General features: G+C 35.9%; 19 protein-coding genes. 10 read left to right on the forward strand and 9 right to left on the reverse strand.

The features are described from left to right. Positions 1 to 56: 56 nt before the first annotated feature. Entirely contained in the window at positions 57 to 926 is an 870-nt protein-coding gene (locus GWK10_RS07885) for a cupin-like domain-containing protein (protein WP_164031303.1), read from the forward strand. Positions 927 to 1,028: 102 nt separating this feature from the next. Beyond that, a complete protein-coding gene (locus GWK10_RS07890) occupies positions 1,029 to 1,490 on the forward strand; it encodes a hypothetical protein (RefSeq protein ID WP_164031304.1) in 462 nt (153 codons plus the stop codon). Here GWK10_RS07890 and GWK10_RS07895 read toward each other — a convergent pair. The 3 genes from GWK10_RS07895 to GWK10_RS07905 form a co-directional block, all read right to left on the reverse strand. Beyond that, entirely contained in the window at positions 1,468 to 1,947 is a 480-nt protein-coding gene (locus GWK10_RS07895) for a regulatory protein RecX (RefSeq protein WP_164031306.1), read from the reverse strand. The two genes, GWK10_RS07890 and GWK10_RS07895, sit on opposite strands and share 23 nt — an antisense overlap. Before the next feature lie 63 nt (positions 1,948 to 2,010). Then, on the reverse strand, positions 2,011 to 3,555 hold the full coding sequence (locus GWK10_RS07900) for an Rne/Rng family ribonuclease (protein WP_164031905.1): 1,545 nt from the start codon (positions 3,553 to 3,555) through the stop codon (positions 2,011 to 2,013). A gap of 369 nt (positions 3,556 to 3,924) precedes the next feature. Then, positions 3,925 to 4,215: an HU family DNA-binding protein gene (locus GWK10_RS07905; RefSeq protein ID WP_164031308.1), complete on the reverse strand. Its 291-nt coding sequence runs from the start codon at positions 4,213 to 4,215 to the stop codon at positions 3,925 to 3,927. Between the two features lie 132 nt (positions 4,216 to 4,347). Here GWK10_RS07905 and mutY point away from each other — a divergent pair, with 132 nt between their 5' ends. From mutY to gldD, 4 genes are read left to right on the forward strand one after another with little or no spacing between them, the layout of a single operon-like run. Next, a complete protein-coding gene (gene mutY, locus GWK10_RS07910) occupies positions 4,348 to 5,385 on the forward strand; it encodes an A/G-specific adenine glycosylase (protein ID WP_164031310.1) in 1,038 nt (345 codons plus the stop codon). 59 nt (positions 5,386 to 5,444) lie between these two features. Next, positions 5,445 to 5,915, forward strand: coding sequence for a single-stranded DNA-binding protein (locus GWK10_RS07915; RefSeq protein ID WP_164031313.1), 471 nt, complete (start codon positions 5,445 to 5,447; stop codon positions 5,913 to 5,915). Between the two features lie 20 nt (positions 5,916 to 5,935). Then, positions 5,936 to 7,255: a gliding motility-associated protein GldE gene (locus tag GWK10_RS07920; protein WP_394351649.1), complete on the forward strand. Its 1,320-nt coding sequence runs from the start codon at positions 5,936 to 5,938 to the stop codon at positions 7,253 to 7,255. A gap of 2 nt (positions 7,256 to 7,257) precedes the next feature. Continuing rightward, the gene (gldD, locus tag GWK10_RS07925) at positions 7,258 to 7,836 is read left to right on the forward strand and encodes a gliding motility lipoprotein GldD (protein ID WP_164031318.1); all 579 of its coding nucleotides are present in this window, start codon (positions 7,258 to 7,260) and stop codon (positions 7,834 to 7,836) included. Positions 7,837 to 7,840: 4 nt separating this feature from the next. Here gldD and GWK10_RS07930 read toward each other — a convergent pair whose 3' ends face one another. Further along, positions 7,841 to 8,215: a VOC family protein gene (locus GWK10_RS07930; protein ID WP_164031320.1), complete on the reverse strand. Its 375-nt coding sequence runs from the start codon at positions 8,213 to 8,215 to the stop codon at positions 7,841 to 7,843. 147 nt (positions 8,216 to 8,362) lie between these two features. Between GWK10_RS07930 and GWK10_RS07935 the strand changes: the two genes are divergently transcribed. Together GWK10_RS07935 and GWK10_RS07940 are read left to right on the forward strand one after the other, a co-directional pair. Continuing rightward, on the forward strand, positions 8,363 to 9,166 hold the full coding sequence (locus tag GWK10_RS07935; protein ID WP_164031322.1) for a helix-turn-helix domain-containing protein: 804 nt from the start codon (positions 8,363 to 8,365) through the stop codon (positions 9,164 to 9,166). 58 nt (positions 9,167 to 9,224) lie between these two features. Further along, the gene (locus tag GWK10_RS07940) at positions 9,225 to 10,385 is read left to right on the forward strand and encodes a serine hydrolase domain-containing protein (RefSeq protein WP_164031324.1); all 1,161 of its coding nucleotides are present in this window, start codon (positions 9,225 to 9,227) and stop codon (positions 10,383 to 10,385) included. On the opposite strand, the gene GWK10_RS07945 is transcribed toward GWK10_RS07940, so the two are convergent. From GWK10_RS07945 to GWK10_RS07960, 4 genes are all read right to left on the reverse strand, one after another. After that, positions 10,386 to 11,795 carry an amidohydrolase family protein gene (locus GWK10_RS07945; protein ID WP_164031326.1) on the reverse strand — a complete coding sequence of 470 codons (1,410 nt, stop codon included), beginning with the start codon at positions 11,793 to 11,795 and terminating at the stop codon, positions 10,386 to 10,388. A gap of 120 nt (positions 11,796 to 11,915) precedes the next feature. Next, the gene (locus GWK10_RS07950; protein WP_164031328.1) at positions 11,916 to 14,432 is read right to left on the reverse strand and encodes a DUF2569 family protein; all 2,517 of its coding nucleotides are present in this window, start codon (positions 14,430 to 14,432) and stop codon (positions 11,916 to 11,918) included. 68 nt (positions 14,433 to 14,500) lie between these two features. After that, the gene (locus GWK10_RS07955) at positions 14,501 to 16,606 is read right to left on the reverse strand and encodes a DUF5689 domain-containing protein (RefSeq protein WP_164031331.1); all 2,106 of its coding nucleotides are present in this window, start codon (positions 16,604 to 16,606) and stop codon (positions 14,501 to 14,503) included. Positions 16,607 to 16,817: 211 nt separating this feature from the next. After that, a complete protein-coding gene (locus GWK10_RS07960; RefSeq protein ID WP_204263106.1) occupies positions 16,818 to 19,532 on the reverse strand; it encodes a TonB-dependent receptor in 2,715 nt (904 codons plus the stop codon). Positions 19,533 to 19,691: 159 nt separating this feature from the next. On the opposite strand from GWK10_RS07960, the gene GWK10_RS07965 reads away from it, so the two are divergent. Then, on the forward strand, positions 19,692 to 19,835 hold the full coding sequence (locus GWK10_RS07965) for a hypothetical protein (RefSeq protein WP_164031333.1): 144 nt from the start codon (positions 19,692 to 19,694) through the stop codon (positions 19,833 to 19,835). Continuing rightward, positions 19,825 to 20,886 (forward strand): endonuclease/exonuclease/phosphatase family protein, encoded by a 1,062-nt coding sequence (locus GWK10_RS07970; RefSeq protein ID WP_239540729.1) that lies wholly within the window; start codon positions 19,825 to 19,827, stop codon positions 20,884 to 20,886. The genes GWK10_RS07965 and GWK10_RS07970 overlap by 11 nt, the downstream gene beginning before the upstream one ends. Before the next feature lie 26 nt (positions 20,887 to 20,912). Here the strand turns inward: GWK10_RS07970 and GWK10_RS07975 are convergent, their stop codons facing one another. After that, positions 20,913 to 21,362 (reverse strand): hypothetical protein, encoded by a 450-nt coding sequence (locus tag GWK10_RS07975; RefSeq protein ID WP_164031337.1) that lies wholly within the window; start codon positions 21,360 to 21,362, stop codon positions 20,913 to 20,915. Between the last annotated feature and the right edge of the window lie 85 nt (positions 21,363 to 21,447).

The raw sequence follows: 21,447 nt of genomic DNA on the forward strand, positions 1-21,447 counted from the left end.
CATTAGGAAACCTTTTGTTAACTTTGAGCATTCATCAAGCTTAAATCTACTATCATTTGGGATTTCAACTACAAGATATACCCCGGGTAAAAACCATCACCAAATCAGAATTTATCCGTGATTACTTTAAACCGCAGAAACCTGTGGTTATTGAGAGTTTTATAAATGATTGGCCCGCTTTTAGTAAATGGAATTTAGATTATATGGCAGGTATTGCCGGAGATCTAGAAGTGCCTTTATACGACGATCGACCAGTAAAACATGACGAAGGTTTTAATGAACCACATGCGCAGATGAAGATGCGTGATTATGTTGATTTATTAAAACGTGAACCCACAAAGTATCGCATTTTTTTATGGAATATTTTAAAAGAAATTCCTGAATTACAAAAGGACTTCACCTTTCCTGATTTTGGTTTACGATTGATGAAAAGCCTGCCAATGTTGTTTTTTGGAGGGAAAGATTCTTCGACGTTTATGCATTACGATATTGACCTAGCAAATATTTTTCATTTTCATTTTGAAGGGCAGAAACAATGCATTCTTTTTGATCAGGAACAAAGCCCATATTTGTACAAAGTACCACACTCCTTAATTACAAGAGAAGACATTGATTTTGCGAATCCCGATTTTGAAAAGTGGCCGGCATTAAAACATGCCAATGGTCATATTGCAAATCTTGAACACGGAAACATCTTATACATGCCCGAGGGTTACTGGCACTATATGCGCTACCTGACACCTGGATTTTCGATGAGTTTGCGAGCAATTGCTAGAAACCCTAAAAATCTAAGTAAGGCAATCTACAATGTATTCTTTATGCGGTTTTATGATAATTGGATGCGCAAGCGAAAAGGGCAGGCATGGATTGACCATAAAAATGAACAGGCAGTGTTACGCACACATGCTAAGCTTGGAATATCTTAAATTAGAGACAAGACGTTCCTTACATCTAAATCTACCCCCAATGTTTGATTTCTAGGGTTTCTTTTTCTTAATATTCGACCTGTAAAATACGTATCTTTAATTATGCGAAAATTCAAATTTGGTCTAATCTGTTTTGTTCTTTTAGGGACAGCTCATGTATGTATTGCACAACATGATTGGAAAATGGAACGCACTATTGGTTTTTCCTGTAATGGTAGTCGATCCGCCGCATTACCAAAAATCGAAAAGCTATTAATTTCTGAAAGTCCAAGTGAAATCGGGAAGCTTATTTATTCTGAAAATATTGTTGAGCAGTACTTTGGAATATTTTATTTAAAAATTAGCGAAACTAAGATCTCTAATATTATTAGCAAGACGGAAAAAGAGCGCATTGACGAATTGTTCGATTTAAATGAAAAAGTGGGATTTTGTGCTGGCTGTAAACGTGGAAATCAAACAACTCTTAAAGAAATTTTCGAAGGCGCTTCACAACATATTCTGTACTCTACGAAAGATTGGTTTAATAAAACTTTAAAGAATGCTAAGTACGGACTAGCTGATTAATTTTTTCATAAACCAAATGTGATTCCCATCCTCGATAAAGCAAATAATCGGCAAGTTTCTTTTTTCGCTTATAAAGGTTCTTCTCTTTAATTTGAGCTAAGCGTTTTTTGGCTAGTGTATCTAGGGTTTTATGATAGTTATTTATATCAATTTCTTTTAAGGCGCTATTGATGTTATATTTTGAGATATCTCTTATTTTTAGTTCCCGAACTATTCTATTTCGCCCCCATTTCTTAATATTGAATTTTCCTCGTGCAAAACTTTGTGCAAAGCGCTGTTCGTTTAAAAAGTTATGCTCTATAAGGTGTGAAACGACAGTGTCGATTGCAAGCGGTATCATATTCATACCTCTTAGTTTTTGAACGACTTCCTTATGACAACGTTCTTGATAGGCGCAATACGCTTCTAGCTTTCTTTTAGCTTCCGTTACTGTATAAGATTGAGTTGATTGTTTCACATAGCGAATATAAAACTTATGTAAAAACAAAAAAGCCTGTCTCGAAAACGAAACAGGCTCTTTTTATTTTAATACAGTACCATTTTCATCTTTAAAACGGTACTCTAAATACGTGTAAGCATCTCTAGGTAATATTTTTACCCACTTTTTGTGTTCAAAAAGCCATTTCGAACGGATGGATGGAAATCCTTTTGTTAAGTAGGCCGCAATAAACGGATGCGTATTCAGCGCTACTTTTTTGTTTTTGTTGTTTGACAAGATTTTTTCCAGATCATGATTAATTTTGTCGACAATTACTATAGGGGCTTCTATTTCACCTCCGTTGCCGTTAGGGTCTTCTTCCCTAGTTTTTATAGCCATTTCTGGTCGAACTCTTTGTCTCGTAATTTGTATCAGCCCAAACTTGCTTGGTGGCAAAATTTTGTGTTTTGCCCTGTCTTCTTTCATTTCATTTCGTAAATGATCAAACAGTTTGCGTCGGTTAGTTGCATTACTCATGTCGATAAAATCGATTACAATAATACCTCCCATATCGCGTAAACGTAACTGCCTTGCAATTTCGCTTGCTGCAATTAGGTTTACCTCTAATGCCGTATCTTCTTGGTTCTTGGCCTTATTAGATCGATTACCGCTATTTACATCTACTACATGTAGTGCCTCGGTATGCTCTATAACCAAATACGCGCCTCGACTCATCGAAACGGTACGACCAAAAGATGTCTTAATTTGCCTTTCTATGCCATATTTCTCGAATATGGGCACTTTAGACTGATAGTGTTTTACGATTGATTCTTTGTTTGGTGCAATTTTATGCACATAGTCTTTAATTTCTTGATAAAGCTGTTCATCATCAACTTGAATTCCTGTAAAGCCGTCGTTAAATATATCCCTAAGGATAGACGATGCTCTACTTAATTCGCTTAATACTTTTGATGGATGTTTCGCTCTATGCAATTTTTTGCACATTGCTGCCCATTTATTTAGCAGATTTTGCAAGTCTTGATCTAGTTCAGCGACTTTTTTGCCTTCGGCTACGGTACGAATTATTACACCAAAACCTTTTGGCCTGATGCTTTTTACCAATCGTTTAAGACGGTCTTTTTCTTCTTTACTCTCTATTTTTTGAGAAACAGAGATTCTATCAGAAAAAGGAACCAGTACCAAATAACGACCAGCAATAGATAGCTCTGAGCTAATTCTAGGGCCTTTAGTCGAAATTGGTTCTTTAACGATCTGTACCAAGATTGACTGGTTGGCTTTAAGCACATCATTGATGGCGCCGTCCTTGTTAATCTCCGGTTCAAATGGGAAATCTTTTAAAGAATAATCTTTTAATTTACCTGTGCTTACACGTTTAATGAACTTTAATAAAGAGGTTAATTTTGGTCCCAAATCGTGGTAATGCAAAAATGCATCTTTCTCATACCCTACATTTACAAATGCAGCGTTAAGCCCCGATACGGGTTTTCTGATCTTGGCAAGAAAAATATCTCCTACCGAAAAATCATTGTTTTCAACCTCTTTATGTAATTCAATTAGTTTTCCATCCTTTAATAAGGCAAAATCGTCAGCAGCATTGCTAGATCTTACGATCAATTCTTTGTTCACGCTGATCTGATTTTTATCCCGATACTTCATCGGAATGGATTAAACATAAAGTTGAAAATACATTTAAATAAAAATATACTTTCTCGCAGCTAATCAATGGCTTCGATTATACTGCAATGTCATTAAATCTCATTTATTGTCTTTTTATAAATGAGGTTCACAGGTTTAAATTCCTGTAGATACATTATACTTAGATAAGTATCTTTTTCAAAGAACGTTTTTTTGTTGACATCAAAAAAAAAGTAGTTAGAACTAACTACTTCTTTTTATGTCGGTTTGCTCGTCGACGTTTCTTACGCTTGTGAGTGGCTACCTTGTGCCTTTTTCTCTTTTTACCACTTGGCATACTGTGTGTTAATTTTAATTGTTTTACTTAACCTCCACATTCGTTTTCACACCTTCTACGAAAACTTTAGCAGGCTTGAATGCTGGAATATTGTGAGCTGGGATTTTAATTGTAGTATTTTTTGAAATATTTCTTCCAGTTTTTTCGGCTCTAGTTTTAATAATAAAACTTCCAAAACCTCTTAAATATACATTGTCACCACTTTCTAATGAGTTCTTAACCTCTTCCATAAAAGATTCAACAGTTGCCTGTACGTCTCCTTTTTCGATTCCTAACTTTTCTGAAATCTTTGCTACGATATCCGCTTTTGTCATTTTTAATTGAATTTTAGGGTTTGTTTATAAGGGCTGCAAATATATACATTTTTTGCCCAATTAATAAAACGTAATTGACTTAAATATAAATATATAAACTCATATTTTTACACAATTATTGTTAAATTACACATGTTTTCTCAACACTTAATTCGCTGGTACTCAATTAATAAAAGGGATTTGCCTTGGCGAAACACAACTCACCCTTACCCCATCTGGCTTTCAGAAATAATTTTGCAACAAACTCGTGTCGAACAAGGTATGCCCTACTATTTTAAATTTTTGGAAACTTTTCCGACTATTTTTGACCTAGCAAAGGCCGATGAGTCATCGATTTTAAAACTTTGGCAAGGACTAGGTTACTACTCTCGTGCTCGAAATCTACATGCCACCGCGAAACATATTGCATTTAAGCTCGATGGAAAGTTCCCAGAAACTTTTGAGGGATTGCTAAAACTAAAAGGGGTTGGACATTATACAGCAAGCGCAATTGGTTCAATTTGTTTTGATTTGCCCACGCCTGTTGTCGATGGAAACGTTTTTAGAGTACTTGCTCGATATTTCGGGATTGACACACCTATTAATAGCACCCAAGGAATTAAGGAGTTCAGAGATTTGGCCGAAACACTAATTGACAAAAGTCAGCCCGCTACTTTTAATCAGGCCATTATGGAATTTGGCGCAACACAATGCAAGCCTCAAAACCCATATTGTTTGCATTGTCCATTTAATGAAAGTTGTGTTGCTCTTCAAAAGAATAAGATCAAAGACTTGCCTGTCAAACTCAAAAAAACAAAAGTCAAACAACGCTACTTTAATTATTTAGTTTTTAAAACCAGTTCGAATGAGTCTATTTTAAATGAGCGAACCTTAAAAGGTATTTGGCAAAATTTATATGAATTTCCATTAATTGAAACTGAAACATCAATTAATGAAGAACACCTTAGGTCTCATGACCAATTTAAAAATCTAATTGGCGCAAATCCTTTTCAAATAGTCTTATATAATGACAAGGATATTGTACACAAGCTATCACATCAGCATTTACATACTAAATTTTGGGTTGTTGAAATAGATACTACCCCACAGGAAACGGTCCCTATCGATTCTTTAAAAACATACGCAGTGCCAGTTCTAATCAGTAATTTCTTAGAAGAATATAACTTTTAGTCCAAGCTTATATTCTTATTTTTGACTATATTTAATATTACAATAAACAAACAAAAACCATGTCAGGAACCTTAAACAAAGTGATGCTTATTGGGCATTTGGGAGATGAAGTGAAGATGCATTATTTTGAAGGAGGAGGGTGTATTGGTCGCTTCCCTTTGGCGACTAATGAAACCTATACTAATAAAACTACTGGTGAACGTGTTTCGAACACTGAGTGGCATAACATTGTAGTGCGAAATAAGGCCGCCGAAATTTGTGAAAAATACCTAAAAAAAGGTGATAAAATGTATGTTGAAGGTCGGATCAAGACTCGTAAATGGACTGATGATAAAGGAATGGAGCGCTACAGTACTGAAATACAATGTGTCGATTTCACCTTTCTAACTGCTAAACAGGAGTCTGGTATGCAGCAAGGCGGACAACCTCAAGCGGTAGCTCCGAGCCAACCACAAGTAGCGCAACAACCTGCTACACCTGCGCCTACACCGCCTGAACAGCCTGTCGAAGAAGACGACCTACCATTTTAAGTTTAACTAATTAACATCTATTGGATACCGAACCTCCGAGTTTAATAGTTTTTCTTCTGTTTAACAGCACTTATATGGTGCTAGAATGGTTAGTATTGCTCTTATTGTTGGTCTGCTCTGCACTTATCTCTGGCGCCGAAGTAGCATTTTTTGGTCTTTCTTCAACTCAATTGAAAGAAGCAAAATCCGAAGAAGATTCATCCTTAGCATTAGTTTTAAAACTCTTACAAAACCCCAAAAGACTACTGGCAACAATTTTAGTAGCAAACAATACCATTAATATTGGAGCCGTACTGCTATTTGATGCGATTGGTGCTGTAATTTTTTCAAACCTCGATTACAAAGTATTAGGTTTGATCGATCTACGCTTTGTAGTAGAAGTGGGTATTGTAACCTTCTTGATTCTCCTATTCGGAGAAATCTTACCAAAAATATACGCAAGTCGAAATAGCCTATCCTTTTCAAAAAGAATGGCTCGCCCTATTTATATATTAGATATTTTGTTTGCTCCCTTAAGCCGACCGATGCAGGTCATTACAGGTTTTATCCATGATAAATTCGGAAATAAAAAAACAAATCTGTCTATTGATCAGCTATCGCAAGCCCTTGAATTAACATCAGAAGAAGATACCACTGCCGAAGAGCAGAAAATTTTACAGGGCATCGTTTCCTTTGGCAATACCGACACCAAACAGGTCATGCGGCCTCGTATCGATATTTTTGCTTTAGGTACCGATATGCCTTTTAAAGACGTGGTAACTGAAATCATAAAAAATGGTTATTCTCGAATTCCCATTTTTCAAGACAATATTGATACGGTAGCCGGTGTTTTATATGTAAAAGATCTATTACCTCATATTGATAAGAAATCATATGCTTGGGAAAAGCTAATAAGACCACCATACTTCGTTCCTGAAAACAAAAAGTTAGACGATCTTTTAAAAGAATTTCAAGAACAGAAAAATCATCTCGCTATTGTTGTAGATGAATACGGTGGGACATCGGGCCTCGTTACTTTAGAGGATATTATAGAAGAAATTGTAGGAGACATCACCGATGAATTTGATGATGAAGATCTAGTCTATTCTAAAATAAACGACAATCAATTCGTTTTTGAAGGTAAAACAGCCCTACGAGATTTTTATAAAGTGATTGACCTTGAAGATGATAGTTTGTTCGAAGATCAAAAAGGAGAAGCTGAAAGTATTGCTGGTTTTGTTTTAGAAATTTCAGGAAGTTTCCCTAAAAAAGGAGATCGTATTAGTTTTGAAAATTATATGTTTGACATTGAAGCGCTCGACCGCAAACGAATTAAACAAGTAAAGGTTACGATACCCTAAACATGAAGAAGTTTTTTTACCCCATAGCAGTCCTGTTTTTCATTTTAATCCTTTCGTGCGGAGAGGAAACATTACCGAAACCAAAAGCCCAGCTGCGTTTAGAATATCCTGAGGCTTTGTATGAGTTAGAAGCAAAAGATCTACCCTTAACTTTTGAAAAAAACAAACTTGCAAAAGCCGTTTATCAATCGGGCGCCAATAATCGTCAAAAAGCAGTGAACCTTGAATATCCGTTGTTAAATGCTACGGTTTATTTATCATATATGCCTGTAACCAACAACATCGATTCTTTGTTACGAGATGCACAAAACCTAACTCAAAAACACGTGGTAAAAGCTGATGATATTCAAAGCGATTTGTATGAGAATGAAGTTCGAAATGTATACGGAATGTTCTATCAGGTTTTAGGCAATGCCGCATCACAAAGTCAATTTTACGCAACAGATAGTGTCAACCATTTTTTAACTGGCTCACTATATTTTTATGCCAAACCTAATTTCGATTCTATTCAACCTGCGGCGGCCTACATTCAAAATGATATGGTTCGTTTAATGGAGACGATAGTTTGGAAAAAGCCTTAACCATTTAAGATAGTGTAGCCAACCACCAACTATTTCCGAATGGGTCTTTAAATCCCGCAGCTCGCTTTCCATTTTCTTCATCAATTGGTGTCATTAACGATTCGCAGCCTGCATCTAATGCTTTGTAATAAGTAGCATCAGTATCATTTACATAAATATATAAGGAAGAGCAGGTACTCCTTTCCGGACTCTCAGCTTCTGCTAACAAAAAAGTCGCATTACCTATCATAATTTCAGAATGCTGAATTTGTTTTTTGGCGTTTAACGTGCGAAGCATTTCCTGAGCGTTAAATATCTTTCTTGTAAAATCGATAAACGCATCGGCATTATACAATAAAAGAAAAGGCATCACCTGTTGGTGCCTGGCTATAATTTTCATTTGATTGGTGTACACAAACTCTCTTTTGAATATGTACGGCTTCAATTATAATCTGGATTATTTGTTAGCTTAATTGGATAGGATTTATAATTAAGTAAATCTTTAATTCGGAGTATCATTTAAAAATATTATTCCTAGTTTGGCATTATGATTTTTGAGCCGTCAATTCCTGAAATACAAAAACACATAGATCATTATTGGATTATAAATGATTTTGCCGTGCTTACCAAGGCAAGTCCTTTTATGTACGCCTATCCAGGAATCACGCCAGATATGATTATCGTATTAGAAGGGCACTATAAAATGACCTATATGGGACAGACATATCAGTCAAATCGAAGCATGCTTTTTAGCTTTATTCATGAGCACGTATATCTTGACTTGTCGCAACTTAAACGATGTATTATCATCAAGTTTAAGTCTCGTGGACTCTCTTCTTTACAACCTTTTGTAAAGGCAAATGCCGAACGGATAATGAAAGATTCTGTTGCTTTCGTAAATGATGTTTTCGATATAGAAATATCTCATTTTCTAACATCGCTAAATGGTTTATCATCTGAACAAATAGCCGCATCGCTCGACGAATGGTTTCTTAGCCTATACAACAAAGAAGACGAAGGCTTTATAGTCGAAATGGCGCAAGAGGTAAGCGACACTTTTGACATCAAAACAATCATGAATGCAACGGGCTATTCTTATAGTACCATAGAGCGTTATTTTAAACGAGACACAGGGCTTACACCTAAACGTTTTCAGTCTTTAAAACGTTATAAACTTGCTATTAGAGAGTTGTACGTCACGCGCAATAGCGATTGGCAACATTATGTCGCTAAATATGGTTATTACGATCAATCGCATTTTATAAAAGAAATTAAGCGCTATACCAATCACACACCTGCACGGTTATTGAATACCCCTGCCTTTATTGAGGTTCGCCCATTGTATTTATGACGAATTTTTACAATCACAAACTTAGCTGAAAGCTCATATTTGTATCAAAATAAAATTAATGAAATACAGATTATTGTGCATTGTTTTGTGTGTGATTTGCGTGAGTTGCAACAGCACCAAAAAACCAGTTAACTACGATGCTAATCCAAGTGTAAACTTCAATCGCATTTTACAAGAAGAAATAGGAGTAGATGCAGAAAGTTCTGTAGGTTTATCACTAACAGTGATTTCTCCAGATCTAGATATCGATTTTACGGGAGCAGCAGGATTTGACAGCCTTAAAAAGGATAATCTTCTTAATGCTGAGCAACCGTTTCGCATCGCGAGCCTCACCAAGGTTTTTGTCGCAGCGGCTATTATGCGTTTAAAGGAAAACAATCAACTTTCCTTAAAAGATCCTATTTCAAAATACATTTCGCAACAGCATATTACCATAATGAAGAAAGGTGGTTACAATCCTGACCAAATAACAATACGTCATTGTCTAACCCACTCCAGTGGACTTTATGACTATGCGGAAGGGGGACCAGAATACATAGAAACAGCCTCTCAAGACTCCTCAAAACGGTGGACTAGAACAGAACAATTGCAATTTGCAATGGATAACGGCAAGCCTCATGCAGCGCCAGGTGTTGAAGAGCATTACAGTGACACGGGATATATTCTTTTAGGTGAAACCATAGAAACCCTAACCAAAACTGGACTGGCCGAAGGACTTCGAAGCCTTTTAAAATTTGAAGAGCTGGGCATGTCATCTACTTGGTTAGAATCATTAGAACCTAGACCAGAAAACCTTCTCCCATCAGTAAAAAGATATATGGGGACACTCGATACAACCAACTGGGATAACTCTATCGATTTATATGGTGGTGGGGGCTTGGCATCAACCACTAGAGATCTTAGCATTTTTCTTCAAGCGCTTTTTAATGGTAAAATTTTCGAAAAAGAGGATACACTACCAATCATGTTATTACAGAAAGAGTACGATGCGAATGGAAAAGAACTCCCCAACCAACGTTTAGGTTTTGGTAGTATAAAAGGCAAAGACTCCGGTATAGAAGTATTCTTGCATTCCGGATTTTGGGGCACATTATTTTTACACTTTCCGGCGTACAATTGCAGCATAGCCATTAATGATACAAATGATGGTGACAATATGATTACTCAACGTGTTATTGATTATGTGCAATGGTTAGCGGAACGGAAACAGCAAAAATAATTAGCTGGAAAGCAATGCCCTTAGCAAAGCATCTAATTGTTGTTTGTTATAGGTCCTATTTCCCTGAATAACATGACTTATTTTTTTGGTATTTCTAATATCATCTAACGGATTGGCCGTTAAAACAACTAGATCAGCGACCTTGCCTTTGGCTATAATGCCGTAATCGGTATCTTTTTTAAGAAAAGTCGCCCCGTTATATGCTGATGTTTGTAATACTTTTAACGGACTCATTCCTGTTTTAACCATCGCTTCTAGTTCATTATGTAATGAAATTCCAGAATAGGTATATGAATTGAAAGCGCCACTGTCCGATCCCGCTAATAACTTTACCTCTGCATCACTTAAAGATTTAGTTAGCGAACCGAAAAACATATCCAATTCTTTCCTATCCTTTGCTGCTTTTTCCGATGCGTTTAAAGCACGTTTAATGCGGCCTTGATAGGTTTTTACGATACCTTTTCCCATATACTTTAAATAATCGTCATTTTGATGATCTACCTCATCCAAATAACTCAAGGTTTCACCTATGTGTAATGTTGGAATGACATATACACCATTCTCTTTTAGTCTTAGAAAGGTATTTTGCGCAGTGCTATCTTGATAAGTACTTTGAAGTATCGGCATGGCTTGCCAAAATCCGATTTCTTTTGATTTTAGTTTTTCAGTTACCGATGTTTCTTCTGAAGAGCAGCCTTTCATGATATAATACAAATGTTCTATCCCGGAAATTCCTGCATTTATGGTTTCATCTAAAGTGACCGTAAATGGCTTATGACCAGAGGTGATCAAACCTCTTTTCTTGGCTTCTTCAATAGTTTTTAGATAAAGGTCTCCACTAATTCTACTATCATACAATTTTACAAAGTCTGTTTTTAATGCTTGTAATGAATCTAAAGCTGTACTGATATCATTTTCATTTTCTACAACTAAAGAACCCGCCCAAGTAGCGTTTGGACCATCTATTTTAGGTCCAGAAGTAAAGATGGTAGGCCCTACTAATTCTCCTGCTTCGATTTCTTTTTGCCATGAATGAACTGAGCTTGTCAAATCACCTCCAGCATCACGAACTGTGGTAATACCATTGGCAGTGAAAAGTGGCAATAGATTTTTGTTTTCTTGAATGAGTGAATCGCCTCCACGAAAGTGTACATGATTATCCCAAAAGCCAGGTAGAATGTAATTATTCTCTGCATTAATTTCATTCTCAGTTTGATATTGAAAATCGCTCTCGGACGAAATGATTTTTGCTATACGACCGTCATTGATAAAAATGTTTTGTCTGGTTATTGCTCCCGTTTCTAGGTCGATTACATTCCCATTTTTTAGGACGATATCGAAGGCTTGTTTTTTGGTTTGAGAGCAGCTAATGACTAAAAGAACAAGTATTAAATGAAAGGCTTTTTTCATATTTCGAACATGGCTTTTTTAGTATTTTACTAAATTCAATAGAGAAATACTTTCATTCTTGCTTATCCTTTTGTTAAGAATTCATATCACAGTATTTCATCTTTCAAATCAAGTTAGTTTCTACCGAGCACCATGAATATCTTGGTAGGTATTTACAAATGTGTTTTTAACACGTTCAGATTTAAAGAAATACGGAATCCAAATTGCCGCAGCAATAATTCCTCTTATTATTCCCTTGCTAGAATTTTTATAATCAGTGTTTGTAAGTACGTCCGACAGTATTAGATCGGCTAGCACAATATCAATTATTTGAAAAACTACATTTAGCACATAAAAAATAATAATAAGCTTAGGAAGACTTGTTCTTTTAGAATAAAAAAGAATACATAATAAAATCACAAATATCATGGAACCAACATTATAAACAAGTTCAAACAAATACAATGCTCCTATTTCAATTCTTGTTGCCGCATCATAAGAACCTAAAGCCACCCAAGTGGATTCGTCTAAAAACCCCCCTGTAAGCACTCCGACTATTAGCACAAAAGGAGTTATCGTTATACCAATTGCAGGAAGAATCAACCAACCGCCAATACCTTTCTTATTCGAAATGCTTATCTCATTTGATGGATTATATTTTTTGTAAATTTTAAAGCAAAAAATAGAAAACAAAATAATCGTTATTAAAGATGTCAAGATTGGAATATAACTAATCCCCTTCGCATTAGCAGCTTTCACATTATAGGTGATATAAGAAGATAAATCCGATTGTATCTCATCATGTTTTTTTAAAAAATCTTCTACCTCGTCCGCTTCTATTACATCTTTGGCAAGTTTATAGTCGTATTTGACTGTAACTATCTTTCCAAACCCATTCATTTCACTCATATAACTAAACCCTAGTCCCTCTATCTTATTCGAAACTGGCTCCACATTCCATGTCTCAGGAAGTCTTATAGTACTTGTTTTTGTAAAATTCGTTGGCTCTCCTGCCCAATAAGGCATTTTTCTTTTTGCTGATTTTGTATGCTGAATGATAGACTCTAATTCCAAAGGATATATTTCTGCATAAATATTTTGTTCATCCTCCGCATCTTGCCAAAAGTCATCAACCTTGTAAAATTCGGTTGTAACAAGTCTATTCGATACTGATCTTTCAGAATCATCTATCTCAAAATCTCTTTCTGTTTGTACGGAAGGATAAAGCGAGCTATAGAAATTTAAAAATTGTTGCTGAATCGTTTCCCTTGAATTATTGTCGAAATACGATCGCATAAAGTCGGCGCGACTTCCCGTATATTCTGTTTTAACCTTTATTAAAGCCTCTTTCCCTATTTCGTTTACAAAAATGTCTTCTTGGATTTCTATTGAAGTAATTGGACTAGTTTCAATCCTCTTTAGATTGTTTTCACCTTGTTTAATCAATAGTCCAAATTGGTAATTCGGTAAGAATAAATTATTAATATCACCTCCCTGATTAGATACCGTTGGATCAACAAAATAGTCCTTCCCATCATAACTAAAGTTAACAATACAATGATCGAAAACTGTATGCGAAGGCATTACCTTTTCGATCTCATTTTTTAGATAAGTATTTACCAAAAAAGGATGTGATTCAACGCCAATCTCTCTCAGTAAAGAAACTAATAAAAGGGATTTGTCTTTGCAATCCCCAAAACGTTGATCAAATACTTTTCGCGGAGCATTGGGTCGATACGCCCCAATGCCCGACTCAAATCCTAAATAACGAATCTCATCTTGCACAAGACGTATGGCATCAAGGATCTGATCCTTTAATACTCTATCATTATTATCGGGTATTAAATTTCTAATTGTCTTTTTGTCATACTTGTAAAGCGGTAGAGCCCAATTCACAACTTCACTCCAATTACTATAGGTGCTGACCTGAACATTTTTTTGAGGATCATACCAACTAGGTGTATTATTATCAAAAACAAGAACGTCATCTGCACTAAAGTCCCATGAATAAGCTACGTTACTGCCAACCCTTGATTTTTTAGGTGCCTTAGCACCTAAGAAATATTTAAAGTTTAACTGTTCCTCATTTAGTGCAATTACCCTTTGAAATACCCGACTACAAGGAAAGGTGAATTTCTGATAAAAGGAGCTAAAGTAACTTCCTTTATTTATAGGATTGAAACCTTTTATAGTATACGAATATTGAATAATATCTCCTTTTCTAATATCAGAAAGATCAACAATTGCAGTTAGCGATCCATCATAAAGAGATCGATCCATCCCAGTTTCTCGTTGAATGGTTTTAATAAATGAGTCTTCAAGTCTATCATATCTTTTATTCCCTCGAACAACACTGATTTCGTGAAAGACTAGTGCTTGATATTTAGGATCAAAATCCACACTTATCGTTGACATATTTTGAATGCCTTCAGAATTAAGCAATTTAAATGCATATTTTCGATAAATGGTCTTTTCAACAATATTATCTTGATTATCGATTAATAGATATTTGAAACCTCCAGAATTGTCTACAACATTCTCGTCTTTTACTTCAATTTTAGTGACCCATCTGGGATGCTTAGCCTTTTTTACTTGAGCCGATGCGGAGTAGGAAAGGAAAAATATTATGAGTATTTGAGGAAGTAATTTTAGACTCATTATTAAAAAATTTATTCTAGGTTAGTTTAGTCAAACATATATTTTATTCGGTCAAGAACAAAATTTCTTTATTCTTCTCGTTCTCCCGGACTAAACCCTCCAGGCGCATCTCTAACTTCCAATACAGTTCCAGCTGCTCCAGTATCATTCCATATTTGCCATTCACTAAAGTCATATTTTGGATTTCCAAAAGTAACACTGAGTTTCCGAAATGCCCGACCATCTTCGAATTCGTGATTCGTCCCAGTTCCATCTTCACCGACTACGCCAAATACATCAATGATATTCTCTTCGGCATCAACTAGTTCATAATTATCGTCGCCATTGCTGTCGGCTAAGGTGGTATTTGATGGTATGAGATCTGGACTGAATCCGTAGACTGATTCGAAAACAGCTTTGTTAGGAGAAATTACCAAAGTAGTGTTTGGAAATAAAATCCCTTCCAGTTCCTCTTCTACACTTACTGTTGTACTTTCATTGGTATAGCGACGTAATTTCCAACCTGTAATATTTACCGCTTCATCGGATGCATTATACAACTCGATAAACCGTGCGCCATCATTATTGTTAGGATCAGCTAACTCGGAAAAGATAATCGCATTTGAAGAACTAGTCGGCGTGCAATTTTGATATGGATTTGAAAAAGTCACATCCTCTATTTCTCGAATTTTCAAAAACCTTCCTTCTTCATCTTCTAAAACAACCGCTCTTATTTGACCGTTCCCTGATGGAAAAGTCAAATTTGCAAAGGTTGACTCACCGGAATTTCTTAATGAAATGGTTTCGAAGGAATCACAATGAATTAATCGTCTTTCTCCATCATCAGTCCCACTAAAAAATGCATAGGCCGAATTTTGTTCTTCCGTTACTAGTTCTAAATTATTAATAGCAATCAAAGATCCAGGAATTGCCAATTCCATTGTTGTTAATTCAGTTGGTATTAAAGTTACTTCTTCCTCTGTTCTAAAAAGAAATTGGTCAGCTTGTTCTAGCGGAATTTCATCAATAAATCCGTTTCTTAATATCCCAATTGCCAACATTCCTTGTTTGGTGTTACCCAGTGCTAATTGATCGAGTTTCAGTTTTATTTTTCCTCCTAAAGGAAAACGCTGATATAGCAACTCTCCTTCAACTAAAATGGGAATTCCAACTGTCGGATTCTCAGCTTTATCTTGGATAACTATGCTGTTTATAAAATTCTTTTCTTCATCAGTTGAAATAACATAGCCTTCCGTTATTTGATTATCCAATCCAAAATCAATAACTGATCCATTATATTTTGAGACAACTTCGTTTAGAGAAATTGTAGTTTCCAAATTCTGGCTAATATCGCATCGGCTTTCATTAAATATAAGATCACTGGTATCTCGTATTTGCAAAACGTTTTTGGTATCACTAAAATCTCTTGAAAGCACCGCAGTAATTGTTCCTTTTCCACTTGGAATCACTTCAGAAACAAAATCAGAAAACTTACTACTACTTACTATCATAGTACTCGCATCAGCACATTGTTGTAAACGTCGTTCCCCATCAAATTGATCATCACCTTCTCCCGCGTAGGTTTTTCCAACTTCTGAAGTTGCGAACTGTGCATTATTTAGTGTTACCAACGTATTTAAATCACTTTCGCTAACACCTGCTATACTAATATCTTTGGGGATTATCGTTCCAACCTGAGTGCTCCTGATTATACTATTTTCTAATTCTTGCTGCGGAACTCGATCTAATTCTCCGTTTATCAGTTTGCCAATTACCAACACTCCATTTTCTTTTGAAACAGATAAACCAGCTAATTTGATGAATACTTTTCTTCCTATTTCATAAGTTGAAAAGAGTCCACTTTGATTGATATCTACCCTAAAACCTAATCTCGGATCCTCGTTACTCGATGAATCATCCAACTTATTTTGGATGATCAGTTCTTTAAAGAAGTTACCCTTCTCATCACTCGACACGACATAACCCTCTATATAAATTGTTTCATCTTCACGAAATGTCACCGCTCCAAATGATTGATCGAAACGTTCTTTTACTGCTTTGAACGTTGTTTTTGTTCCTTCTATAGCTGGCTCTTCAAATTCCTGATTCAATGCTGATGGAATTTCGAATTCGTCGTCGCTGACGCAGGCGGCTAGAAGAAAGCTGATTATTAAGTATGTTAGTTTGGTTTTCATTTTAGTTTATTTCTTACTTGATTAATTTGTCTCACATAAGGTTCTCGATGATTAATCATTTCACAACCTTCTGGCTTTACACCCTCTCCCTCAAGGGAGAGGGGACTCTTATGGAGTTATTTATATATTCTTTTCAACTAGTTTTATTAGTCATATTTAGAGTTCTCGATACAATTTCTATTTCATAGAAATCACTCGAACCAACAATTAGTTAAAACCTCAAATAACAGCCAACAAAAAAGTTGGTGCCTCGGCCGAACCAGTATTTATTTCCGAAAACTGGACGGTCTCTTTCGAAATCTTCCTTTAGCTGATTGTAATTTGAATTCCGTCCTTGTTCGAATCCGCCTGTTTTATAGGTCTCATTTAAAATATTGTTGATGCTAGCAAAAAACCCGAGATAATAGTCTTTCACCTTCCATGATTTACCGCCGACTGCATTGACGACCATATAAGGTTCAAACTCTTCTTGTTTTAATAAATCTCTCGCTAAGTCATTATCGATATTATTAAGCGGAAGACCATCACCATCTAAAAAGAAATTATTACTTCGCGGTAGTGGAGCAACATCTACATATGCGTTGCTGAAAAAGTTTACTGTTGGACTAAACCACCAATATTCTGGATCGCGATATTCGAAGCCGACTGAGTAAGCTCGTTGTGGACCGTTGGCAAGTTTATAGTCTTTAAGGTTCGTTTGACCTATATCTAAAAACCCATTCTCTAGATCTTCAGAACTCAGTATTAAATTGGGATTATTACTATATGTATATTGACCAAATGAGATTACTCCCTTTAATTTTAAAGTGGATGTAATTGGGGATTCGATACCTAATTCGCCACCAAAATGAGTCTTACCAACCCCTTGAATGACTTCTTGCACAAAAGCTGCCGCATCACCACCAATACCATCGGTAAAGTAAAAAGAGACTTCGTTTGCATTATCGATCTGACTATAGAAACCGGTTAATCTTCCTTTTAAAAATGGAAATCTGAAAATGTAGCTAGCATCTGCACTTGACAACTTTTCCTCTGGAATATTCGCTACGATTTCATGACTTTCCCGAGGATTTACATAACTGTTTCTAATATTAGGAGCGCGTTGCTCATACATCCCATTTAGCTGAAAAAGGTGCCGGCCTGATAGTTTGAAAGTTGCTCCTGCCTTTCCTGCGTATGAAACGAAATTGAGTTGTTCTCCTTTTCCAAAAGAACTCCCTTGATAAGGTTCACTTTCGAAAAAACCTTCTCTTATATATGTTGTAGTGGCTCCAGAAAACGCAACGAAATAGTCTAACATATTTGATTTGCCTTGAAGCTGGACAAAACCCTCTGTCACTTGCGCATTAATTGCATAGTTGTATCTAAAAATATCACCTTCAGCAATTCGTCTATCTGGATCTAGTAAGTCATATTGATAATTGTCGAACGTACTGGTATTGATATAATCATCGCCTCCCAGCAAATCCGTTAACTGAGCGAAATTGGCGGAGTTTAATTGACGATATTTGGCTTTAGCATTAAGCGCCAACTTATCTGTTAGTCGATAATTGACAATGGTATTTGTGGCAATTGTTTTGTCTTCAGTTCGGTCATCATATAAGACATAATCGGAAGTATCGCCTAGGTTTTGTTCGTAAAGCGATTGCCAATTTATTTGACCATTTGCTACAAATTCTTGCTCATTGGTAAATGCTTCTTCAAAATTTATCGGATTCCTGCTTAAAGTATAACTTGGTAATTTTCGGTAATATGTCGCACTAGGATTATTGGCATTTCGATAATCTAATCGGCTTGAAGTACTATTTCCAAATTGGTATGCAACATTGGTGTTCATATTTAGTTTATCAGAAACATTCCAAAAATGATTGAGCATGACTATTGGTTCTTCTACCTTTCGTTCACGTGAATTTCGAATTTCACCATCTTGAAAACCCCAATATTCATTGTATTGATTTCCCTTTAAATCGAATATCTCTTGTGTGACAGGAGATGTTCGACCTCGACGATTGGGCGTGTAGATTCCTGTAATATTAAAAGAATGATCATCTCCCAACTTCTTTTCAACACCAATAAAAACCGAATTGGCATCATACAAACTACCCTGAACATAAGCTTGTTCTGCCCAACGTCTTGAAAGTGCTAATGAATACGACCAACCCGACTTGCTTTCTCCTGAATTATAGCTGGCCATCACTCGATTGCGATACGAACGGTTGGACGCTGCGTATGAAATACTTGTTCCTTTTCGCATTTGCGATGCGCGCATATTGATATTTGTAGAACCTAAGGCTCTCCCAAAATCAACATTTGAAGCTCCCAAACCATTTACAAATTCTTGATTTCGAGTTGCATCATTAAGTCCACCCCAATTACTCCATTGTGGCCTACCCGTTTGAAACTTATTCATTTTAATGCCATTAATCAAAATGGTATTATTGGAGGCATCAAGGCCTCTTAACCTGAAAAATGAGCTGCTAAATTCAAAAGCTGCAGTGCGTAAAAAGATGTCTTTGGTTGCCTGTAACAAGCTCGGAGTATTTTGGGCTAGAATATCGTCTTCAGCAAAATCTGCGTTGCTAAGACTAATGAAATTCTCTTCTTGATCCGTTTGAATGTCGGGTTGTAATAAGATCTGACCGATATCAATTTTACCAATATCAGAAATTTTTATTTGGAGTTGCTGTGTCAGGAATCCTCGTTTGATAAAATTAAGGATATGGGTGCCAAAACCAGTTTTTTCGATACGAAATACACCTTTTTCGTCAGTAATAGCGAAAATTTGAGATGTGCCAACGGATACTTCAACTCCAACAATTGGATTGACATCTCGTTCGTTTAAAACTGTTCCTACGATAACCGTTTCTGGCTGTGAATAGCAGCAATAGCTGACACACAAGCAGCATGTGAGTACAAATAACCTCAAAATACATTAGATTAAAAGTGGCGGCAGGAGCTGTGAATATACTATGCATGCATAATATTTATGGAAAAAATACTATATATTGCTTATTTAATCGTTAAAATGCAAAATAATTGCAATATCTTTAGAAAAATTGTTAATTGAACTTATATTTAATATAATATGAATTTAAGAAATACGAATTCCTCAGAATTATCAGGCTCATATAAAACGATGATGGATGATATGCTAGACCGAGTAGAAGCTGGCAGCTTAGAATATGTTTCTATCGATGTTATTAAAAAGAGGCACGGGCTTGAGGATTAAATTGAATCATATTATAATAATCATACTTGTATGTTTTTTTCTTCCATATTTTAGTTCTGCTCAGTTAAAAGAGAAAAAATTTAAAGTCCACACCATCGCATTCTACAATGTTGAAAATCTCTTTGATACTATTAATAACCCTAACACCTTTGATGATGATCGCACACCAGAGGGTAAGGATCGATGGACAAAGAAAAACTATCTAGATAAAATTGATAAGCTGTCTGGAGTCATTAGCAATATTGGTGCTGAAATTTCAAAAAATGCTCCTGCTATTGTAGGTCTTGCAGAAATTGAAAACAGACAGGTCATTGAAGATCTTATTGCGCATCCTAACCTCTCGAAATGGGATTATGGTATTGTTCACTTTAACTCAAGAGATGCTCGTGGTATTGATGTTGCACTTATTTATAGGCGAAACGTTTTTAATATACTTTCCTTTAATAAACATGAACTACATATCGTCGATAGCCAAACAAACTTAAGGCAGTACACTCGAGATCAATTGGTCGTAACGGGTATTTTAGAAGGTGATGAAGTCAGTTTTATTGTAAATCATTGGCCATCTCGAAGAGGCGGAACCGCTAGAAGTGGTTATAAACGTGAAGCGGCGGCATATTTAACCAAGCGATTAATCGATTCAATTTCTAACATCACCACAAAACCAAAAATACTAATCATGGGTGATTTTAATGATGACCCAAATAACAAGAGCATTAACAAGGTTTTGAGGGCAAATGAAAAGATCAAACCAACTGATTCCATAGGATTGTACAACCCCATGATGAGAATGTTTAAAAAAGGCCTTGGTACTTTGGCTTATCGGGATAACTGGAATCTATTTGATCAATTTTTAGTGAGTCCACAATTGTTGGACATCACAAATAAGGGCTTTCGCTATTGGAAGGCTGGTATTTATAATCCGGATTATTTGGTTGCCAAAGAAGGGAAATATAAGGGCTATCCACTCAGAGCCTACAGCAATGGTGTGTACGCTGGAGGGTTTAGTGATCATTTCCCAGTGTATGTTTACTTGATTAAGGAGCTGTAACTCGCTTTCATTTAGAAAACCTCTATTTAGCTAAATTGTCCCAACCAAGTACTCCAAGGAATTCGACTTAACAACAATACTAATCCGATGGTATAAAAAATGGCAAACATCTTGAATTTTGAGTCGCTAGCAACTTTCTTTTTATGCTTACTCCACCCCATAGTAATAAACACAATAGCTAAAATGTTAATTAATGGGTGCTCAACCAAATACAAACGCAGTGTGGGGTCTTTCATAACCGCGCCCATACCTTGTTCACCAAATTGAGAAAAATATGGTGTTACGAAGTATAAAACAAGCCCGATGAGTAATTGTATATGAGAAAATATTAAAGCAAACAATCCTAAGCGTATGTCTTTTGCTTCGAACTCTTTCTTAGTCGATAACTTTATGATTGAATTGATTACTGCAATTGCTAGTGCTAGTATAACTAAAAATGCCCAATAGGAGTGCAGCGTTCTTATGATGTCGTACATGGTGGTATAGTTTGTTATTTTAAGTAAAGATAACTTCCCAATGGTAGAAAACAAAAAACCCCGACCAAATTGGCCGGGGTTTCTA

The sequence above is a fragment of the Spongiivirga citrea genome (genome assembly GCF_010671565.1).
Taxonomy (GTDB): Bacteria; Bacteroidota; Bacteroidia; order Flavobacteriales; family Flavobacteriaceae; genus Spongiivirga; species Spongiivirga citrea.

What these genes read in the sequence shown, in the direction of transcription:
- GWK10_RS07930 (WP_164031320.1), bottom strand. Translation starts at nt 8,215, where the DNA reads ATGAAAATTATAGCCAGGCACCAACAGGTGATGCCTTTTCTTTTATTG.
- mutY (WP_164031310.1), top strand. Translation starts at nt 4,348, where the DNA reads ATGTTTTCTCAACACTTAATTCGCTGGTACTCAATTAATAAAAGGGAT.
- GWK10_RS07965 (WP_164031333.1), top strand. Translation starts at nt 19,692, where the DNA reads ATGAATTTAAGAAATACGAATTCCTCAGAATTATCAGGCTCATATAAA.
- GWK10_RS07935 (WP_164031322.1), top strand. Translation starts at nt 8,363, where the DNA reads ATGATTTTTGAGCCGTCAATTCCTGAAATACAAAAACACATAGATCAT.
- gldD (WP_164031318.1), top strand. Translation starts at nt 7,258, where the DNA reads ATGAAGAAGTTTTTTTACCCCATAGCAGTCCTGTTTTTCATTTTAATC.
- GWK10_RS07945 (WP_164031326.1), bottom strand. Translation starts at nt 11,795, where the DNA reads ATGAAAAAAGCCTTTCATTTAATACTTGTTCTTTTAGTCATTAGCTGC.
- GWK10_RS07955 (WP_164031331.1), bottom strand. Translation starts at nt 16,606, where the DNA reads ATGAAAACCAAACTAACATACTTAATAATCAGCTTTCTTCTAGCCGCC.
- GWK10_RS07975 (WP_164031337.1), bottom strand. Translation starts at nt 21,362, where the DNA reads ATGTACGACATCATAAGAACGCTGCACTCCTATTGGGCATTTTTAGTT.
- GWK10_RS07905 (WP_164031308.1), bottom strand. Translation starts at nt 4,215, where the DNA reads ATGACAAAAGCGGATATCGTAGCAAAGATTTCAGAAAAGTTAGGAATC.
- GWK10_RS07950 (WP_164031328.1), bottom strand. Translation starts at nt 14,432, where the DNA reads ATGAGTCTAAAATTACTTCCTCAAATACTCATAATATTTTTCCTTTCC.
- GWK10_RS07940 (WP_164031324.1), top strand. Translation starts at nt 9,225, where the DNA reads ATGAAATACAGATTATTGTGCATTGTTTTGTGTGTGATTTGCGTGAGT.
- GWK10_RS07890 (WP_164031304.1), top strand. Translation starts at nt 1,029, where the DNA reads ATGCGAAAATTCAAATTTGGTCTAATCTGTTTTGTTCTTTTAGGGACA.
- GWK10_RS07915 (WP_164031313.1), top strand. Translation starts at nt 5,445, where the DNA reads ATGTCAGGAACCTTAAACAAAGTGATGCTTATTGGGCATTTGGGAGAT.